Raw genomic sequence first — 19,477 nt, 5'->3', positions numbered from 1 at the left:
TTGCGATTTATGTGGAGATGCCTATAAAGCTCCACAAATGTCCAAAATGTAGTGAAAAAACGCGTAAAATTCATGATTATCGAATCCAGAAAATCAAGCATTTAAAATGGTTTGAACGCTTATGTTATATTTTTTATCGGAAAAGAAGATATAAATGTGAGGCTTTTCGGAAAAAGTTTTTATGAAAAGAATACAATTGTAGAACGTTATAAACGTTTTTCCAAAGAGTGGAACCAGGCTGTTCATTTGCCTTGTATAAAAGCGAAAACATTTAAAGAAATGGGCCAACAATTCGGTGCTTCAACATCAACAATTATACGGCGATTTGATGAAATTGCAAAACGTGAGCTAAAGGATATCGAGCAACTTCCACGTGTAATTGCGATAGATGAATATAAAGGCGATACAAAAGAAGGAAAATACCAACTTATTATCGCAAATGGGGAAACAAAAGAACCAATCGATATCCTTCCTAATCGGAGAAAACGGACAATTGTTAATGATCTTCGAAAATACGGAGCTAATGTTGAAATTGTCATAATGGATATGAGTCCATCCTTTAAAGCAGCAGTTGAAAAAGCTTTGAATAAACCGATAATCATTACGGATCGATTCCACTTTTGTCGGTATATTTATTGGGCGCTTGACGCAGTTCGCAGACGTGTTCAGTCCAAATGGGAGGACTATGATCGTAAAAAGTGTAAGAAAATGAGACATATATTCTACAAAAATAGTGATAAACTAAATCACCATCAACGATGATGGCTAAACCGATATTGTCAAATGTCCGATGAATTAAAAATAGCATACAAATTGAAAGAAGAATTTAATAAGTGGTTTAACCAAGAAAAACATAACGGTGCAGAGAATATTAGACAGACACAAGAGGAATTGTATCACTTTTATGAAACGGTTGAAAAGTCCGGCGTTCCGGGGTTTATAACAAATATTCGAACATTAAAAAACTGGCAAGTAGAAGTTCTAAATAGCTTTGTATATGACTATTCAAACGGATTTTTAGAAGGAATTAATAATTATACAAAAGTGATTAAACGCAATGCATTTGGGTTTAAAAATTTTAAACGATTCCGTGCAAGAATTTTATTATCACACAAGGGTTCATGTTGGTTAACTATGGGCTATCGATTAAGGTAAAAACACTGGCAATTTGATGTGAAGTTGGCGGCGACTCGCAAAAATGTTTCACATTTTTCCTGCGGTGCAGAATCAGTGAAGCGTATTCAGAGTCCTGCGGGAACAGCAAAAGCCTTTGTGCCGAAAGTGAAGTGTCAGGCACACGAGCCTATAGACATGCGCAAACGAGCATGCGCGTTGAGGAGGCTGAGGCCGTGCCACTGGATGCGCGTCCGTCAACGAAACAAATTAAAACATTATAGATGTTTGGTAACTTATGGATAGCTCTATGTTTAAGCTAGGATGCTTAAACCCCAACATTTAACAAAGAACCATTTTTACTAATATATGTGGAAAGTTTTACAACAGACCATAACGATATAAAAAAGTTTGTAAAAAGGATTTTTTAAAATAATTAATTGTGGATTATGCATAAAATGTATTTCATTCATTAGCTTCAATTGCCATTTGTTTAAAAAAATAATATAATATATTAAAGTCAAATATAGTCAAAGTCAATTACCAGCAGCTTTGTAAATGTTGGAGGGAGAACATTTGAGAAGTATCTCTGATATTATTGAGGAGTATTTAAAGAAGATCTTGGAAAAAAGTGAAGAAGATGTTTTAGAAATTAAACGAAGCGAGATTGCAAGTAAATTCCAATGTGTTCCATCCCAAATTAATTATGTAATTAATACTCGTTTTACAATTGAACGGGGATACCTAGTTGAAAGTAAACGTGGTGGAGGTGGATATATACGCATAATTAAAGTCCGCCCAAATAGTAAAAAACAGTTTATTGATCAGATGCTTTCGGTAGTAGGTAAAAAAATCTCACAAAACTCAGCAACAGATATTGTTGAAAGTCTTTTAAATGAAGAAATTATCACGAATCGTGAAGCAAGAATAATGCTGAATGCATTGGATCGTTCAGTAATATATTTAGAACTACCTGAACGAGATATTTTAAGGGCAAGAATTTTAAAAGCGATGCTATTTTCTTTAAGATATGAATAGTGAGGTGATTCGGGTGATCTGTCAAGAATGTCAAAAAAGATCAGCTACTGTACATTTTACTAAAATCATTAATGGTGAAAAAATGGAAGTTCACTTGTGTGAACAATGTGCACATGAAAAAGGGAATATAATTATGTTTAATAATTCTTCGGGGTTATCGATAAATAATTTATTAGCAGGATTATTTAATTTTAACCCGAATATAGAACATACACATAGTAATGCTATACATCCGAATGAAATTATTCAATGTGATACTTGTGGTATGACGTTGCAACAATTTCTAAAAATTGGACGATTTGGCTGTGCAAGTTGTTATGATGCTTTTCAGGATCAAGTGACACCTATTTTAAAAAGATTGCATGGCGGAAACTGGAAACATATTGGTAAAATTCCTGAGCGATCAGGGGGTACGATTCATTTACGAAAGAAAATTGATATTTTAAAGGAAACTCTTCAATCTCTTGTAGCTAAAGAAGAATTTGAAAAGGCAGCAGAAGTTCGAGATGAAATCCGAGCATATGAGAAGCAGTTACAAGAGGGAGGAGAATGAAATGTCAATCGAGCGTTTTTTAAACCAGACTGTAAGTCCTTGGATGAATGCGGAGGGACCTGAATCGGATATTATCTTAACTTCACGCATTCGTTTGGCTAGAAATTTAAAAAACTTTATGTTTCCAACTTTAGGTACGCAAGAAGAGGCTAAGAAGGTATTAGATAAGTTTAAACAAATGATTCCTTTAATTAATCTTTATCCTTTAAAAGATGCTGAGCTATTAATGATGGAAGAATTGCAACCGTTACACAAACAAGTGTTAGTAGAAAAACATCTCATCAGCCCAAATCTTGCTGAACAATCGCCTCAGGGTGCTTGTTTACTGTCACAAGATGAGGTTATAAGTATTATGGTAAACGAGGAAGACCATATTCGTATTCAATGTATTTTCTCGGGATTACAGTTAGAAGAGGCATTGAATTTAGCTAATGCGGTCGATGATCAGTTAGAACAACATTTGGATTATGCATTTAGTGAAGTGAGAGGCTACCTTACAAGTTGTCCAACGAATGTAGGTACAGGTTTACGTGCCTCTGTAATGATGCATTTACCTGGTTTGGTCATGACCCAACAAATGAAACAATTAATTCCTTCCATCAATCAACTTGGCTTTGTTGTACGTGGTATATATGGTGAAGGTAGTGAGGCTTTAGGTAATATTTTTCAAATTTCAAATCAAATTACACTAGGTAAATCCGAACAAGATATTATTTTAGATTTAAAAAATGTAGTTGAGCAAATCGTTCAACAAGAGCGTTCAGCAAGAGAGTCGATTGTTAAAACAGCTGGTATTCAATTAGAAGATAAGGTATGGCGATCCCTCGGGATTTTAAAAAATAGCCGAATTATTGAGTCAAAAGAGGCTGCAAAATGTTTATCTGATGTTCGTTTGGGCATAGATATAGGATATATAGAAAATATTTCTAGGAATATTTTAAACGAACTTATGATTTTAACTCAGCCGGGCTTTTTACAACAATATGCAGGTGGTCCACTTCGTCCATTTGAACGTGATGTGCGGCGAGCCACTTTAATACGCGAGCGTTTATTATTAGAAAACAATTCCTAAAAAGGGGGAAATGCGATGTTATTTGGTCGATTTACGGAAAGGGCTCAAAAGGTTTTAGCTTTATCACAAGAAGAAGCAATTCGTTTAAATCATAGTAATGTAGGGACCGAACATATTTTGTTAGGGTTAGTTCGTGAAGGAGAAGGTATTGCTGCTAAGGCATTATTTGCTATCGGACTTACATCGGAAAAGATTCAAAAAGAAGTTGAAAATTTAATTGGTGTTGGAAAGGAAAAAATTCAAACACCTCAATACACACCAAGAGCTAAAAAGGTTATTGAGTTATCTATGGACGAAGCTCGGAAATTAGGTCATTCTTATGTCGGAACGGAACATATTCTTCTCGGTTTGATTCGTGAGGGCGAGGGAGTTGCTGCTCGTGTTCTAAGTAATTTAGGTGTTAGCTTAAACAAAGCACGTCAACAAGTACTCCAATTATTAGGAAATAATGACTCTGGTGCTGCTAACGGTACTCAGGCTAATGTAAATACACCGACATTAGATAGTTTAGCTCGTGACTTAACTCAAGTGGCAAGAGAAGGTGGATTAGACCCAGTTATTGGACGTAGTAAGGAAATTCAACGAGTTATTGAGGTGTTAAGCCGGAGAACGAAAAATAACCCAGTATTAATTGGGGAACCGGGTGTTGGAAAAACAGCGATTGCTGAAGGATTAGCTCAACAAATTGTAAATAATGAAGTACCAGAAATATTAAGAAACAAACGGGTTATGACATTAGATATGGGGACCGTTGTTGCTGGAACTAAATATCGCGGTGAGTTTGAAGACCGTTTGAAAAAAGTGATGGATGAGATTCGTCAAGCTGGTAATATTATTTTATTCATCGATGAATTGCATACGTTAATTGGTGCAGGTGGAGCTGAAGGTGCAATTGATGCGTCCAACATTTTAAAGCCTTCATTAGCACGAGGAGAATTACAATGTATCGGTGCGACAACCCTTGATGAATATCGTAAATATATTGAAAAGGATGCAGCACTAGAACGGAGATTCCAACCGATTACTGTTGATGAGCCAACATTAGAAGAGTCCATCCAAATTTTAAAAGGGCTTCGTGACCGTTATGAAGCACATCACCGTGTTGCTATTACTGATGATGCCATTGAAGCAGCAGTAAGATTATCAGATCGCTACATTTCTGACCGATTTTTACCAGATAAAGCGATTGATGTAATCGATGAAGCTAGTTCAAAAGTACGTTTACGTAGTTTTGCAACCCCACCAAGTTTAAAAGAATTAGAAGCAAAACTTGATGAAGTTCGGAAAGAAAAAGATGCAGCTGTTCAAAGTCAAGAGTTTGAAAAAGCAGCATCATTACGCGATATGGAACAAAGACTACGTGAACAATTAGAAGAAACGAAAAAAGAATGGAAAGAAAAACAAGGAAAAGAGAATAGTCAAGTAACTGTTGATGACGTAGCAAGTGTCGTTGCAAGCTGGACGGGAATTCCGGTATCAAAAATTGCAGAAACAGAAACGGCTAAGTTATTAAAACTTGAAGAAGTTCTTCATTCACGTGTTATTGGGCAAGAAGAGGCGGTAACAGCAGTATCAAAAGCAGTTCGACGTGCAAGAGCTGGATTGAAAGATCCGAAACGTCCAATCGGTTCATTTATCTTCTTAGGACCAACAGGTGTTGGAAAAACTGAACTTGCTCGTGCATTAGCAGAAGCAATGTTCGGTGATGAAGATGCAATGATACGCATTGATATGTCTGAATATATGGAGAAACATTCGACATCCCGCTTAGTTGGTTCACCGCCAGGATATGTTGGTTATGATGAAGGTGGTCAATTAACGGAAAAAGTACGGCGGAAACCATATTCAGTTATTTTACTTGATGAAATCGAAAAAGCTCACCCGGATGTATTTAATATCTTACTTCAAGTATTAGAAGACGGTCGTTTAACGGATTCAAAAGGACGTACAGTAGACTTCCGCAATACGATTGTGATTATGACATCAAATATCGGTGCAGAGTCATTAAAACGTAATAAATACGTTGGTTTTAATGTCCAAGATAGTAATCAAGATTATAAAGATATGAAAGATAAAGTGTTAGAAGAATTGAAAAAAGCTTTCCGTCCAGAATTTATCAACCGTGTTGATGAAATAATTGTGTTCCATGCTTTAGAAAAAGAGCATTTAGGAAAAATTGTCGATTTACTATTGAATACATTGCTTAAACGTCTACAAGAACAAGAGATTGAATTAGAGTTAACGGAAAGTGCAAGAGATAAAATTGTTGAAGAGGGTAATGACCCTGAATATGGAGCAAGACCATTAAGACGTGCAATCCAGAAAAATATTGAGGATTTACTATCTGAGGAACTATTAAAGGGAAATATATCAAGTGGTCAAAAGGTAATTATCGATGTAGAAGACGACAAATTTGTCGTACGACCAAATTCAAAAGTATTATCATAAACGGGAGTATAGGCGAATACTACAAAAGTCGGAATAAGGCAACTACCGAATATAAATCTTTAGTGGGGTTGCCTTCCTCCCTTTTTTTATGGGAGAATAATTACAAAATGAAGGTTATTTTATAAACAAAAATATACATCAAACTTGAAGGGGAACATATATGGCAAAGATTAAAACAAAATTTGTTTGTTCCGAATGTGGTTATGAAACAGCGAAATGGATGGGGAGATGTCCAAGTTGTAGTAAATGGAATACGCTCGTTGAAGAAATCCAAGAAGTAAAAGGAAACCGTCGGGCAGTTTTTTCCCATTCTGCAAAAGTAACTGGTTCGGAGATTAAAGCAGTTTCGTTAAAAAATGTTGAATCACAAGAAGCGCCACGAACTTTTACAAAATCTAAAGAATTAAATCGTGTATTAGGTGGCGGAATTGTAAATGGTTCACTTGTCTTAATAGGGGGAGATCCTGGAATCGGAAAATCCACTTTGTTATTACAAGTATCCAATCAATTGGCAAGTAGCGGTTTAAAAGTTATATATATTTCAGGAGAAGAGTCTGTTAAACAGACAAAACTAAGAGCAGAACGATTAGGGATTAATTCAGAAAACCTTTATGTTTATGCTGAAACAAATCTACATTATATTGAACACACGATAAATGAATTACAACCGGATTTTGCCGTCATTGACTCCATCCAAACGATATTCCATCCTGATATTACTTCAGCTCCTGGTTCCGTATCACAAGTGAGAGAAACAACAAGTGAATTAATGCGTATAGCAAAAACGATGAATATCCCGATCTTTATCGTCGGGCATGTGACAAAAGAAGGTGCAATTGCTGGTCCTCGTTTACTCGAACATATGGTGGATACCGTTTTATATTTTGAAGGGGAAAGACACCATACTTTCCGTATTTTACGAGCAGTAAAAAACCGTTTCGGTTCTACGAATGAAATAGGTATTTTCGAAATGAAAGAAGAAGGTTTAATTGATGTAGCTAATCCTTCAGATGTATTTTTAGAAGAACGTCTACAAGGTGCATCTGGTTCATCTGTTGTTGCTTCAATGGAAGGGACACGTCCAATATTAGTTGAGATTCAAGCACTACTCACTCCAACAAGTTTTGGAAATCCGCGGAGAATGGCAACGGGTATTGATCATAGTCGGGTAACTCTTTTGATGGCTGTTCTTGAAAAGCGGGCTGGTCTTTTATTACAAAATCAAGATGCATATTTAAAAGCAGCAGGTGGTGTAAAGCTTGATGAACCTGCCATTGATTTAGCTGTTGCTATTAGTTTAGCATCGAGTTTTTATGACAAACCGACAAGAGCAACGGATTGTTTCATTGGTGAAGTTGGCCTAATGGGTGAAGTGAGAAGAGTGTCGAGAATTGATCAACGTGTTAAAGAAGTTGAAAAATTAGGGTTCAAACGTGTGTTCGTACCAAAAAATAATATCGGAAATTGGGTAAATTCTAGAAACATAGAGGTTATAGGTGTATCCATGATTAAAGAGGCAATACAAAAAGCACTAAATGATTAAGTGTAACGGATTATGAAATAATATTTCATAATCCTAACATTTCATAAATAATTTAGTAATTATACGTTTCAAAAATGTGTAATTGTTTATAATGAAGTATGTGGAGGTGAACAATTCAAAAATGTGTAATTGTTTATAATGAATTATGTGGAGGTGAACAATTTGCTCAAAAGAATTGTACAAATATGTTTTCTACTAATCGGAGGAACTTTAGGTGTCTTATTACTCCCATTTGTTTATAAATTATTGAATATAAATCATCTCACGTTCCTCAATAATCCTTACATTTCAGCTATTTTAGGTGCTATTATATTTTTCCTTATGACATTTTGGGTTGTGAATTATGTAATTAATATTATAAAGTGGTTGGAAGAAAAATTGTTAAAGGCGCCAGTTGCTGAACTATTAACTGGTACTATTGGACTGATTTTAGGATTAATTGTTGCGTTTTTAATTAACTCTGCATTGGATTCCATCCTATTCCCAATTCTTAATGATATTGTTCCAATTATTCTTACTTTATTGTTTGGTTATCTTGGCTTCCAAGTTGGATTTAAGAAGCGAGAAGAATTAATGAGTATATTTACAAATCGTGGAAGTAAGAAGAAGGCAATCGATGAAGAAAGTCAAAAAGCACAAGGCTCACGGTTAAAAATTCTTGATACGAGTGTAATTATAGACGGTCGAATCGCCGATATATGCAAAACTGGATTTTTAGAAGGGACTATTGTTATTCCACAATTTGTACTTTTAGAATTACAGCACATTGCAGATTCCTCAGATGTGTTAAAACGAAATCGAGGTAGAAGAGGTCTCGATATATTAAATAAAATTCAAAAAGAATTGCCGATTAAGGTAGAAATTTATGACGGCGATTTTGAAGATATACAAGAAGTTGATAGTAAATTAGTTAAGTTGGCGAAATTGACAAATGGTACGGTAGTTACGAATGACTTTAATTTAAATAAAGTATGTGAATTACAAAAGGTGAAGGTTTTAAACATAAATGACTTGGCTAATGCATTAAAACCAGTTGTTTTACCAGGGGAAGAAATGGATGTTCTTGTTATTAAAGATGGTAAAGAACAAAATCAAGGGATTGCCTATTTAGATGACGGTACGATGATAGTCGTTGAAGAAGGAAGAAATTATATCGGTAAAACAATAAATGTACTTGTAACAAGTGTATTACAAACATCGGCAGGTCGAATGATATTTGCAAAACCAAAATTATTAGAAAAGGCTTTATAATAATAAGAACTTTTGTTGAATGGGAGATCAGTATTTGAACTAAGGTCTCCCTTATTTTATTATTATAATTGGAAATAATATACAAAAACAGGGGAATTTATATGAAATATAATGTAGTAATCCCAGCCGCAGGTATGGGGAAAAGAATGGGGATTGGGACAAATAAATTACGGATTAGTTTACAAGATAAACCGATTATTGCTTACACTCTTAATGTTTTTGAAAACGATCCATGGTGTTCGTCGATCGTTTTAGTCGTTAATGAGCAGGACCGGGATTTTATGGAAGAGCTCGTTCGTTCTTATAAATTTATGAAAGTAAAAGCAATCGTAAAGGGTGGACGAGAAAGACAAGAAAGTGTTTATGAAGGTTTAAAAAGAATTAAAGAAGAGTGTATTGTACTTGTTCATGATGGAGCAAGACCGTTTGTTCGTATTGAACATATTCAAAAACTAGTCCAAGTTACAAGTGAAAAAAGTGCCGCTATTTTGGCGGTGCCTGTAAAGGATACGATAAAAAGAGCAAAAGATGGCATCGTTCAGGAAACGTTTGATCGATCGGAACTATGGTCCATCCAAACACCTCAAGCATTCAAGCTATCGTTATTAAAGGAAGCTTATGAAAAGGCAGAGATGGATGGATTCACCGGAACGGATGATGCTAGCTTAGTGGAGAGAATTGGTCACCATGTCGAGATTGTTGAAGGAGACTATAATAATATTAAAATCACAACAAAAGAGGATTTATATTTTGCTGAAGCTATTATAAAGGGAATTAATGAAAAATAATACTAGCCTCAAAATATGCAAACAAAAAACGAAAATCTTTTTAAAGAAGAGGAGATACAAGTATGTTTCGAATTGGACAAGGATATGATGTTCATCAATTAGTCGAGGGGAGACCACTAATTATCGGTGGAATTAATATTCCGTATGAAAAGGGGTTACTTGGTCATTCCGATGCAGATGTATTATTACACGCGATAACAGATGCGATTTTGGGAGCGGTTGGTTTAGGAGATATTGGTACTCATTTTCCAGATACGGATGCTGCTTATAAAAATGCAGATTCAGCATATTTATTAACTGATATTTGGAATAAGGTGAAAGGTATGGGATATAAATTAGGAAATGTAGATTGTACAATAATAGCTCAAAAACCGAAAATGGCTCCTTATATCATTGAGATGAAAGAAAATATCGCGAAGCTTTTAGATGCAGAAAAAGATCAAGTAAATGTAAAGGCAACAACAAATGAGAAATTAGGTTCAATAGGTCGAGAAGAAGGTATTGCAGCACTTTCAGTCGTTCTTCTTGAAAAAATAGAAAAATAGCTTATATTACTTAACAAAGTACTTATATTTTGGTGTAAAATAAAATATGTTTGTAAAATATACATAAAAAGCATTGTTATTTGAATACTGGAGGTTAAATGTGATGAGTACGATTCGCGTTCGCTATGCGCCAAGCCCGACTGGCCACTTACATATTGGAAATGCAAGGACAGCACTTTTTAACTATTTATTTGCAAGAAATCAAAACGGGAAATTAATTATCCGTATTGAAGATACAGATGAAAAGAGAAATATCGAAGGTGGAGAGCAAAGCCAATTAAAATATTTAAAATGGCTAGGCATTGATTGGGATGAAAGTATTGATGTCGGCGGTGACTATGGTCCGTATCGCCAATCTGAACGACTTGACATTTATAAAAAGTATTATGAGGACTTATTAGATAGAGGACTTGCTTATAAATGTTATTGTACTGAAGAAGAGCTGGAACAAGATCGTGAAGCCCAAAGAGCTCGTGGAATTGCAGCACCACAATACTCAGGCAAATGTCGCCATCTAACTAAAGAGGAACAAGAAAAATTAGAAAATGAAGGCAGAAAACCTAGTATTCGTTTCCGAGTACCTGAAGGGAAAACATATAAATTCAATGATATCGTGAAAGATGAAGTTTCCTTCGAATCTGCTGATATTGGCGATTGGGTTATTGTTAAAAAGAATGGCGTGCCTACGTACAACTTCGCGGTAGCAATCGATGACCATTTAATGAAAATTACTCACGTATTACGTGGTGATGATCATATTTCTAATACGCCAAAACAATTAATGATTTATGAAGCTTTCGATTGGGAACCACCAATTTTTGGGCATATGACATTAATTGTGAATGAAAATCATAAAAAATTAAGTAAACGGGATGAAACAATTATCCAATTTATGGAGCAGTACGAGGAGTTAGGATATCTTCCAGAAGCTCTGTTCAACTTCATTACCTTACTTGGTTGGTCACCGGTGGGTGAAGAGGAAATTTTCTCTAAAGAACAATTAATAGAAATATTTGATCCAAACCGTTTATCTAAATCCCCAGCTGTGTTTGATCGAAACAAACTAACTTGGATGAATAATCAATATATAAAAGCGGCAGATTTAGATAAAGTAGTAGAACTTTCTTTACCCCATTTAATTAAAGCAGGTAGAATTTCTGAAAATCCTTCTGGAGAAGAATTAGAATTTGCACGTAAACTAATTGCTCTTTACCAAGAACAAATGAGTTACGGAGCAGAAATTGTTCCATTAACAGACTTGTTCTTCAAAGATCAAATTGAGTACGGAGAAGAAGAACAAGCAGTTTTAAAAGAAGACCATGTACCAGAAGTATTAAAAGGATTATTACAAGAATTGGAACAAGTTGAACCATTTGTTTCATCAGAAGTTATGGGCGCTATTAAACGCGTACAAAAAGCAACAGGTGTTAAAGGTAAAAAACTATTTATGCCGATTCGGGTTGCTGTATCCGGTCAAACTCACGGTCCTTCATTAGGTGAAACAATTGAGTTATTAGGGAAAGAAAAAGTTATTCAAAGAATTCAAAGTCTTTTGGATTAACATTTTGAAAAAAGTATAATATAGTAATGATACAAATAAAAAATTTATCAAAGTGAAAGCTTTGAAGAGGAGAAGTAGGTATTGATGCTTTTTCAGAGAGGGTCATCACCGGCTGAAAGTGACCTAAAGCCACTCAATATTGAAATGCACCTCTGAGCCCTTTATCGAACAACTTTTTGTTCAGTAGATAAAGGCGGGAACCTGCCGTTAACAGGAAGAGTTGAGACAACCACGTGTGTTTTATGAATAGTGGATTGTCTAAACAGAGTGGAACCGCGCTAAAAAGCGTCTCTGTCTAACGGCAGAGGCGTTTTTTATTGGAAGAAATTTGTGAAGTAAATCAGTCAAACAAGTTGGAATTAAGGGGAGAAAACAAGGATAAAAATTCCAAATAGGGGTGATTCGAATGTTTAAACGAATTAAAGAAGATATTGAGGTTGTCTTCGAACAGGATCCTGCAGCTCGTAGTGTGTTGGAAGTTGTGTTAACTTATTCGGGTTTACATGCAATCTGGGCCCACAGATTCGCACATTGGTTTTATCGCAAAAACATGAAGTTTATTGCGCGTTTAATTTCACAAATTAGTCGATTTTTCACGGGCATTGAAATCCATCCAGGTGCGAGAATAGGGAGAAGACTATTTATTGACCATGGAATGGGTGTCGTTATCGGAGAAACATGTGAGATTGGTGATAATGTAACACTTTACCAAGGTGTTACACTAGGTGGGACAGGAAAAGAAAAGGGGAAACGTCATCCAACTTTGAAAGATAATGTTCTTGTTGCTAGTGGGGCAAAAGTGTTAGGTTCTATTACGATAGGTGAAAATTCAAAAGTTGGGGCTGGAGCGGTAGTATTAAAGGACGTACCTCCAAATGCAACAGTCGTAGGTATTCCAGGTAAAGTTGTTATTCAAGATGGTAAACGAATTAAAAAGGATTTAAATCATGGTGACTTACCAGATCCGGTATATGATCGAATTAAAACAATGGAGAAACAAATTGAAGAACTACAAAAAGAACTTGATGAGTTGCGCAAGGAAAGAAAGGAGTTTAGAAGTTGTCAATAAAAATCTATAATACATTAACGCAAAAGAAAGAAGACTTTATTCCAATTGAAGAAGGTAAAGTAAAAATGTATGTGTGCGGACCGACCGTTTATAATTATATTCATATAGGTAATGCACGCCCTGCAATTGTTTTTGACACGGTCCGTCGTTATTTAGAATTTCGTGGATATGAAGTTAATTATATTTCTAACTTTACCGATGTAGACGATAAAATCATTCGTGCGGCAAATGAACAAAATGAAGACGTATTTTCACTGGCTGAACGATTTATTCAAGCATATTTTGATGACGTTACGGCATTAGGGTGCAAACATGCAACACACCACCCACGTGTTACAGAAAATATGGATGAAATTATCGAATTTATTCAAGGATTGATTGATAAAGGCTATGCTTATGAATCTGATGGTGATGTATATTTCCGTACGAAAAAATTTGAAGATTATGGAAAGCTTTCTCATCAATCCGTTGATGATCTTCATTTAGGTGCACGGATTGAAGTTGGTGAGAAGAAAGAAGATCCACTTGACTTTGCTCTTTGGAAAGCAGCAAAACCAGGTGAAGTATATTGGGAAAGTCCATGGGGGAAAGGTAGACCTGGCTGGCATATTGAATGCTCCGCGATGGCGAGAAAGTATTTAGGTGATACAATTGATATTCATGCTGGCGGACAAGATTTATCATTCCCACACCATGAAAACGAAATCGCCCAAACAGAAAGTTTAACTGGTAAACCTTTCGCTAATTATTGGATGCATAACGGATATATTAATATTAATAACGAAAAAATGTCGAAGTCATTAGGTAACTTCGTCCTTGTCCATGAAATTATTAAAAAGCATGATCCAAATGTACTTCGCTTTTTTATGTTGTCTGTTCATTATCGTCATCCAATTAATTACAGTGACGAATTATTAAATAATGCAAAGTCATCTTTAGAACGTTTGCAAACTGCTTATTCAAATTTAAAATATCGTTTAGAATCAAGTACAAATTTAACGGATAATGATGAAAAATGGTTAGAACAAATTAATGAATATCGCAATCAATTCATTAAAGAAATGGATGATGATTTTAATACAGCGAATGCTATTACTGTATTGTTTGAACTTGCAAAATCTGCCAACTATTACTTAATGGAAAAAACAACCTCAACGAAAGTAATTGAACAGTACTTAAAAACCTTTGAGGATTTGTTTGATTGTTTAGGTCTTTCCCTTGAACAAGAAAATGAAGAATTATTAGATGAAGAAATTGAACAATTAATTGCACAACGGATTGAAGCTCGGAAAAATCGTGATTTTAAAACAGCCGATGACATTCGTGACAAGTTAAAATCGATGAATATTATTTTAGAAGATACACCACAAGGTACACGCTGGAAAAGAGGATAAATTGCATGTTAATCAACAAGTTTGCGACCGATGCAAAAACTTTAAATAGTTTAGCTTTAGCTTATATGGGTGACGCCGTATATGAATTATATGTGCGGCGTCACTTGTTAGAAAAAGGTCACGTAAAACCACACCTTTTACAAAAAAGCTCAATTGAATTTGTGTCAGCAAAGGCACAAAATTATATTATTCATAGCTTTCTCGAGGAAGGTTTTTTAACAAGTGAAGAAGAAGCTGTTGTAAGACGTGGAAGAAATGCTAAAAGTAATTCTGTTCCAAAAAATACAGATGTACAAACATATCGGTATAGTACAGCATTCGAAGCTTTAATTGGATACTTGTATTTAAAGCAAGATTTCGAACGATTGGAACAAGTCGTTGAACGAGCATTGTTAAAAGCTGAACAAAGAAAGGAGGATAAGAATGGAAAATAATTACGTTATCGGTAAAAGTCCAGTATTAGAAGCAATTAATACAGATCGAGATATAAACAAAATTTGGATTGGTGAAGGTTCACAAAAGGGTGCAATGCAACCTATTATTAAAGCTGCGAAAGAGAAAAAAATTATCGTTCAATTTGTACCAAAGAAAAAACTTGATGAAATGGTGCAAGGAAATCATCAAGGTGTTATCGCTCAAGTAGCAGCTTACAAATATTACGAACTTGATGAACTTTTTAAACGAGCAGAAGAACGTAATGAAGAACCGTTCTTTTTAATTTTAGATGAAATTGAAGATCCTCATAACCTAGGATCAATTATGAGAACAGCAGATGCAAGTGGTGTTCATGGTATTATTATTCCAAAAAGAAGATCTGTTGGTCTAACTCCAACGGTCGCGAAAACATCAACAGGGGCAATTGAACATATTCCTGTTGTTCGAGTAACAAATATTGCTAGAACTATTGATGAATTGAAAGAAAAAGGTGTATGGATCGCCGGCACAGATGCAAAGGGAACAATGGATTTCCGCGAAATTGATGGCACAATGCCGCTTGCGCTTATTATCGGTAGTGAAGGAAAAGGGATTGGAAGATTGCATAAAGAAAAATGTGACTTTTTATTACGTCTTCCAATGCGAGGTCATGTCACATCTTTGAATGCATCGGTAGCAGCAGCTTTGCTGATGTATGAAATTTATCGAAAAAGAGAACCTCTTGTATAGTCATGGATATATTAATCGTTGATGGATATAACATGATTGGTGCATGGCCTGAATTACAAGCGTTAAAGGACAAGGATTTAGCAGCGGCACGTGATTTGTTAATCGAGAAATTAGCGGAATACAAGGGGTATATGGGTATTCATGTTATTGTTGTCTTTGATGCTTATGTTGTTAAAGGAAAAGAAACAAAATATAAAAACTATAACGTAGAAATAATTTATACGAAGGAAAAGGAAACGGCAGATGCGAGAATTGAAAAGCTGGCAAGGGAGAAAATGAATCGAAAGACAAAAGTATATGTCGCAACTTCCGATGGAGCGGAACAATGGCAAATTTTCGGTCAAGGTGCATTCCGAGTATCAGCGCGTGAACTATATAATGACATTAGGCAAATTGAAGTTAGTATAGAAAAGGAATTAAAAGAAATAGAAGAAGAAAGGCCATTTTCAAAAATTCCTCTTTCGAAGGAAGTTGCAGATTTTTTTGAAAAATTCAGAAGAGGCGAATAATAAGGTTGACCTTAAAAATTATATTAAGGTATAATGAATTTATCAACTCGAGAGCGGATTAGGGTGATTTCATTGAGGGATGAAAAAAATCTGAACTACAAATTTGATGATATGGAAGATGAAAAGATTGTAGAGTTAGTCCATAACGGAAACAGTGAAGCACTAGATTACTTGATTCATAAGTTCCGTCAATTTGTTCGTGTAAAAGCAAGATCCTACTTTTTAATCGGTGCTGATCGGGAAGATATTGTTCAAGAAGGTATGATTGGTTTATTTAAAGCGATTCGGGATTATAAAGATGATAAATCCACATCTTTTAAAGCGTTTGCAGAACTTTGTGTTACAAGGCAAATTATTACCGCCATCAAGACCGCAACAAGGCAAAAGCATATCCCTCTTAACTCATATATATCGTTGGACAAGCCCGTCTTTGATGAAGAATCGGATCGTACGTTAATGGATATGTTGACAGGGTCACAATCATTGAATCCTGAAGAACTAATTATTAGTCAAGAAGAGTTCGACAGTATTGAATTAAAAATGAACGAATTATTAAGTGACTTGGAACGGGAAGTACTAGCTTTATATTTAGACGGACAATCGTATCAAGAAATATCCGACGAACTGAACAGACATGTTAAGTCTATTGACAATGCCCTACAACGTGTGAAGCGGAAATTAGAAAAATATTTAGATTCAAAGGAATTTGGTTTAAGAGAATCACAGTTATCGAAATAATGTTATTTTGTAAGAAAAATGGCTGTTTAATAGAAGGATATAGAAAGAATGTAAATACGTTACACCATTGACAGAGTGGGGTTTTACATGATAATCTTTGAAGGATAGGAAATTTATATAATAATTACGGTGTATAAAAATGACAAAAAAACATGTACTAGCCTGTGAAAACTGTGGTTCGAGAAATTATAATGTGAGCATTTTAAAAAATAAACAAGATTATCGACTTGAATTAAAAAATTTTGTAAACACTGCTCGAAACATACAGTCCATCGATTTGAATAATATAATAATCAATCCTTCTGGAGGTTAAACATGAATATTAGTAAGTTTTTCCACAATGTTGCAGAAGAAATGCGAAAAGTAAGATGGCCAAATCGAAAAGAACTAACGAAATATACAATTACGGTTATCACTACGCTAGTCTTTTTCGTTATTTTCTTTGCACTTGTCGATTTAGGAATTTCTAGTTTAATTAACTTAATTCCTTAAAATTAATGAATAACGAAACCATCCTTTGTTATAATGGTAATATGAACATTTTTACAAGCCCGGTTAACGGGTTTTTTAATTGGATAAAAGTTTTTGTGACTCTATTTAAAAAAGTATAGTTGTATAAAAACTAAAGTATATAAGTGTAAGTTAAAACAAAGGGTTTTAATTTTGAAAACTTGTTATAAGGAGGGAAGGACAATAAGTCCCCTTTAATGGAAAAAAATTGGTATGTTGTTCATACGTATTCAGGGTATGAAAATAAAGTAAAAACAAATTTAGAAAAACGTGTTGAAACGATGGGAATGCAAGATAAGATATTTCGGGTAGTTGTACCTGAAAAAGAAGAAACTGAAGTAAAGAATGGTAAGTCAAAGGTTGTAAAGAAAAAAGTTTTCCCTGGGTATGTATTAGTTGAATTAATTATGACAGACGATTCATGGTATGTAGTTCGTAATACACCAGGTGTAACTGGGTTTGTAGGATCATCTGGCTCAGGATCTAAGCCGACACCACTACTACCAGAGGAAGTTAATAACTTACTAAAACAAATGGGTGTAGACGTTAATCACGTTGATATAGACGTTGAAATCGGTGAAACTGTCCAAGTAATTGATGGACCATTTAAAGATTTCTCTGGTCAAGTGGAAGAAATCGATAAGGCAAAAGGAAAACTAAAAGTATCAGTAAATATGTTTGGACGTGAAACTCCTGTTGAACTTGACTTTTCACAAATCGAAAAAATTTAATTTGTAAAAGGTCTTGAAAAAAGCATTATAATCTGTTAAACTTTTTAAGTCGATACGTCTCATGAACGAGATTTGACATATGTTCAATACTATTTTATTATAATGGTTATATATTGAGTGGGAGGGTAGTCTTACCCAAATACCACATCACGGACTTAAGGAGGTGTGTCTCGTGGCTAAAAAAGTCGTTAAAATTGTTAAATTACAAATTCCAGCAGGAAAAGCGAACCCAGCGCCACCGGTTGGTCCTGCGTTAGGTCAAGCGGGTGTGAACATCATGGGGTTCTGTAAAGAATTTAACGCTCGTACAGCTGATCAAGCTGGTTTAATTATACCAGTAGAAATTACGGTATTCGAAGACCGTTCATTTACTTTCATTACGAAAACTCCACCAGCTGCAGTTCTTCTTAAGAAAGCAGCAGGTATTGACAAAGCTTCTGGAGAGCCAAACAAAAACAAAGTAGCTACAGTTAAGCGAGATAAAATACGCGAGATTGCAGAAATGAAGATGCCTGACTTAAACGCTGCAAATGTAGAATCAGCTATGCGTATGGTTGAAGGTACAGCTCGCAGTATGGGTATTACTATTGAAGATTAATCTTTTCGAATGAATTTGAGGTTGCGGTCGCATAATTTTGACAATCGCAACCTTAATTCGTGGGAGGAAAATCCGTTAAAACCACAATGAGGAGGATATTATAATGGTAAAAAGAGGTAAAAAATATATCGAAGCTTCTAAATTAGTTGACCGTAACAAAGCTTACGATGCAGCTGAAGCTATCGAATTAGTTAAGAAAATCAGTTTTGTTAAATTTGACGAATCTGTAGAGGTTGCATACCGTCTAGGTGTTGATACTAGAAAGAATGATCAACAAATCCGTGGTGCTGTTGTTCTACCGAACGGAACAGGTAAAACACAACGTGTGTTAGTGTTCGCGAAAGGTGAAAAAGCAAAAGAAGCTGAAGCGGTAGGCGCAGATTATGTTGGTGAAGCAGAATATATCGAAAAAATCCAAGGTGGATGGTTCGATTTTGACGTAGTTGTTGCTACACCAGATATGATGGGTCAAGTTGGTAAACTTGGTCGTGTACTAGGTCCAAAAGGCTTAATGCCTAACCCTAAAACTGGTACAGTTACATTTGATGTAGAAAAAGCAGTTAAAGAAATCAAAGCTGGTAAAGTTGAATACCGTGCTGACAAAGCAGGTAACGTTCATGTACCAATCGGTAAAGTATCTTTCGATGCAGAAAAATTACATGAAAACTTAAAAGCAATTCATGATGCAATTGTTAAAGCGAAACCTGCAGCTGCTAAAGGAACATACATGAAGAATGTAGTTGTAAGTTCAACTATGGGTCCTGGAGTCAAAGTAGACCCTGAAACTATCTAAAAACTGGAAGTTGACTTCACTTTCGGGCTATGCTAATATAATGCTCGTGAGTTAAAAAT

20 protein-coding genes, 1 pseudogene and 2 other annotated features (1 of these 23 running past the window's edge) are annotated in these 19,477 nt (G+C 35.1%); all 21 genes and pseudogenes read left to right on the top strand.

Translation table 11 applies throughout. From position 1 onward, the window contains the following. Positions 1-1,155 (top strand): annotated as a pseudogene (locus tag GW534_RS16380) (ISL3 family transposase); the annotation flags it as partial. A 534-nt stretch (positions 1,156-1,689) separates the two neighbouring features. Further along, complete coding sequence (locus tag GW534_RS07390; RefSeq protein WP_161920417.1) at positions 1,690-2,151, top strand: CtsR family transcriptional regulator; 462 nt, start codon at positions 1,690-1,692, stop codon at positions 2,149-2,151. Positions 2,152-2,164: 13 nt separating this feature from the next. Then, on the top strand, positions 2,165-2,704 hold the full coding sequence (locus tag GW534_RS07385) for a UvrB/UvrC motif-containing protein (RefSeq protein ID WP_161920416.1): 540 nt from the start codon (positions 2,165-2,167) through the stop codon (positions 2,702-2,704). Position 2,705: 1 nt separating this feature from the next. Further along, the gene (locus tag GW534_RS07380; protein ID WP_161920415.1) at positions 2,706-3,776 is read left to right on the top strand and encodes a protein arginine kinase; all 1,071 of its coding nucleotides are present in this window, start codon (positions 2,706-2,708) and stop codon (positions 3,774-3,776) included. A 15-nt stretch (positions 3,777-3,791) separates the two neighbouring features. Beyond that, positions 3,792-6,224 (top strand): ATP-dependent protease ATP-binding subunit ClpC, encoded by a 2,433-nt coding sequence (gene clpC / locus GW534_RS07375; protein ID WP_161920414.1) that lies wholly within the window; start codon positions 3,792-3,794, stop codon positions 6,222-6,224. Between the two features lie 160 nt (positions 6,225-6,384). Next, positions 6,385-7,767, top strand: a complete 1,383-nt coding sequence (gene radA / locus GW534_RS07370; RefSeq protein WP_161920413.1) for a DNA repair protein RadA — start codon at positions 6,385-6,387, stop codon at positions 7,765-7,767. A gap of 162 nt (positions 7,768-7,929) precedes the next feature. Beyond that, positions 7,930-9,018, top strand: coding sequence for a PIN/TRAM domain-containing protein (locus GW534_RS07365; RefSeq protein ID WP_161920412.1), 1,089 nt, complete (start codon positions 7,930-7,932; stop codon positions 9,016-9,018). Between the two features lie 101 nt (positions 9,019-9,119). Continuing rightward, complete coding sequence (gene ispD / locus GW534_RS07360) at positions 9,120-9,806, top strand: 2-C-methyl-D-erythritol 4-phosphate cytidylyltransferase (RefSeq protein ID WP_161920411.1); 687 nt, start codon at positions 9,120-9,122, stop codon at positions 9,804-9,806. A 62-nt stretch (positions 9,807-9,868) separates the two neighbouring features. Next, positions 9,869-10,351, top strand: coding sequence for a 2-C-methyl-D-erythritol 2,4-cyclodiphosphate synthase (gene ispF, locus GW534_RS07355; RefSeq protein ID WP_161920410.1), 483 nt, complete (start codon positions 9,869-9,871; stop codon positions 10,349-10,351). Positions 10,352-10,451: 100 nt separating this feature from the next. Continuing rightward, entirely contained in the window at positions 10,452-11,912 is a 1,461-nt protein-coding gene (gene gltX / locus GW534_RS07350) for a glutamate--tRNA ligase (protein ID WP_161920409.1), read from the top strand. A gap of 52 nt (positions 11,913-11,964) precedes the next feature. Next, positions 11,965-12,208: a binding site (T-box leader), on the top strand. A 110-nt stretch (positions 12,209-12,318) separates the two neighbouring features. Beyond that, positions 12,319-12,981 (top strand): serine O-acetyltransferase, encoded by a 663-nt coding sequence (gene cysE / locus GW534_RS07345; protein WP_161920408.1) that lies wholly within the window; start codon positions 12,319-12,321, stop codon positions 12,979-12,981. Continuing rightward, complete coding sequence (gene cysS, locus GW534_RS07340) at positions 12,972-14,375, top strand: cysteine--tRNA ligase (protein WP_161920407.1); 1,404 nt, start codon at positions 12,972-12,974, stop codon at positions 14,373-14,375. Before cysE ends, cysS begins: the two co-directional genes overlap by 10 nt. Positions 14,376-14,380: 5 nt before the next feature. After that, on the top strand, positions 14,381-14,809 hold the full coding sequence (locus GW534_RS07335) for a Mini-ribonuclease 3 (protein WP_161920406.1): 429 nt from the start codon (positions 14,381-14,383) through the stop codon (positions 14,807-14,809). Continuing rightward, a complete protein-coding gene (rlmB, locus tag GW534_RS07330; protein ID WP_161920405.1) occupies positions 14,799-15,539 on the top strand; it encodes a 23S rRNA (guanosine(2251)-2'-O)-methyltransferase RlmB in 741 nt (246 codons plus the stop codon). Before GW534_RS07335 ends, rlmB begins: the two co-directional genes overlap by 11 nt. 2 nt (positions 15,540-15,541) lie before the next feature. Then, the gene (locus GW534_RS07325) at positions 15,542-16,048 is read left to right on the top strand and encodes an NYN domain-containing protein (protein WP_161920404.1); all 507 of its coding nucleotides are present in this window, start codon (positions 15,542-15,544) and stop codon (positions 16,046-16,048) included. A gap of 72 nt (positions 16,049-16,120) precedes the next feature. Continuing rightward, positions 16,121-16,786: an RNA polymerase sporulation sigma factor SigH gene (gene sigH / locus GW534_RS07320; protein WP_281351983.1), complete on the top strand. Its 666-nt coding sequence runs from the start codon at positions 16,121-16,123 to the stop codon at positions 16,784-16,786. A 139-nt stretch (positions 16,787-16,925) separates the two neighbouring features. Next, on the top strand, positions 16,926-17,099 hold the full coding sequence (locus GW534_RS07315; protein ID WP_407670452.1) for a 50S ribosomal protein L33: 174 nt from the start codon (positions 16,926-16,928) through the stop codon (positions 17,097-17,099). A 2-nt stretch (positions 17,100-17,101) separates the two neighbouring features. After that, positions 17,102-17,278 carry a preprotein translocase subunit SecE gene (gene secE, locus GW534_RS07310; RefSeq protein ID WP_161920402.1) on the top strand — a complete coding sequence of 59 codons (177 nt, stop codon included), beginning with the start codon at positions 17,102-17,104 and terminating at the stop codon, positions 17,276-17,278. 215 nt (positions 17,279-17,493) lie between these two features. Continuing rightward, positions 17,494-18,027, top strand: a complete 534-nt coding sequence (gene nusG / locus GW534_RS07305) for a transcription termination/antitermination protein NusG (protein ID WP_161920401.1) — start codon at positions 17,494-17,496, stop codon at positions 18,025-18,027. Between the two features lie 172 nt (positions 18,028-18,199). Further along, on the top strand, positions 18,200-18,625 hold the full coding sequence (rplK, locus tag GW534_RS07300; protein WP_161920400.1) for a 50S ribosomal protein L11: 426 nt from the start codon (positions 18,200-18,202) through the stop codon (positions 18,623-18,625). 103 nt (positions 18,626-18,728) lie between these two features. Further along, positions 18,729-19,418 (top strand): 50S ribosomal protein L1, encoded by a 690-nt coding sequence (rplA, locus tag GW534_RS07295; protein ID WP_161920399.1) that lies wholly within the window; start codon positions 18,729-18,731, stop codon positions 19,416-19,418. Positions 19,419-19,473: 55 nt separating this feature from the next. Further along, positions 19,474-19,477: a sequence feature (ribosomal protein L10 leader region), on the top strand; it runs 161 nt beyond the window's last position.

It is taken from the genome of Pallidibacillus pasinlerensis, assembly GCF_009996845.1.
Taxonomy (GTDB): Bacteria; Bacillota; Bacilli; order Bacillales; family Caldibacillaceae; genus Pallidibacillus; species Pallidibacillus pasinlerensis.
This window is presented reverse-complemented; position numbering and strand designations above follow the sequence as displayed.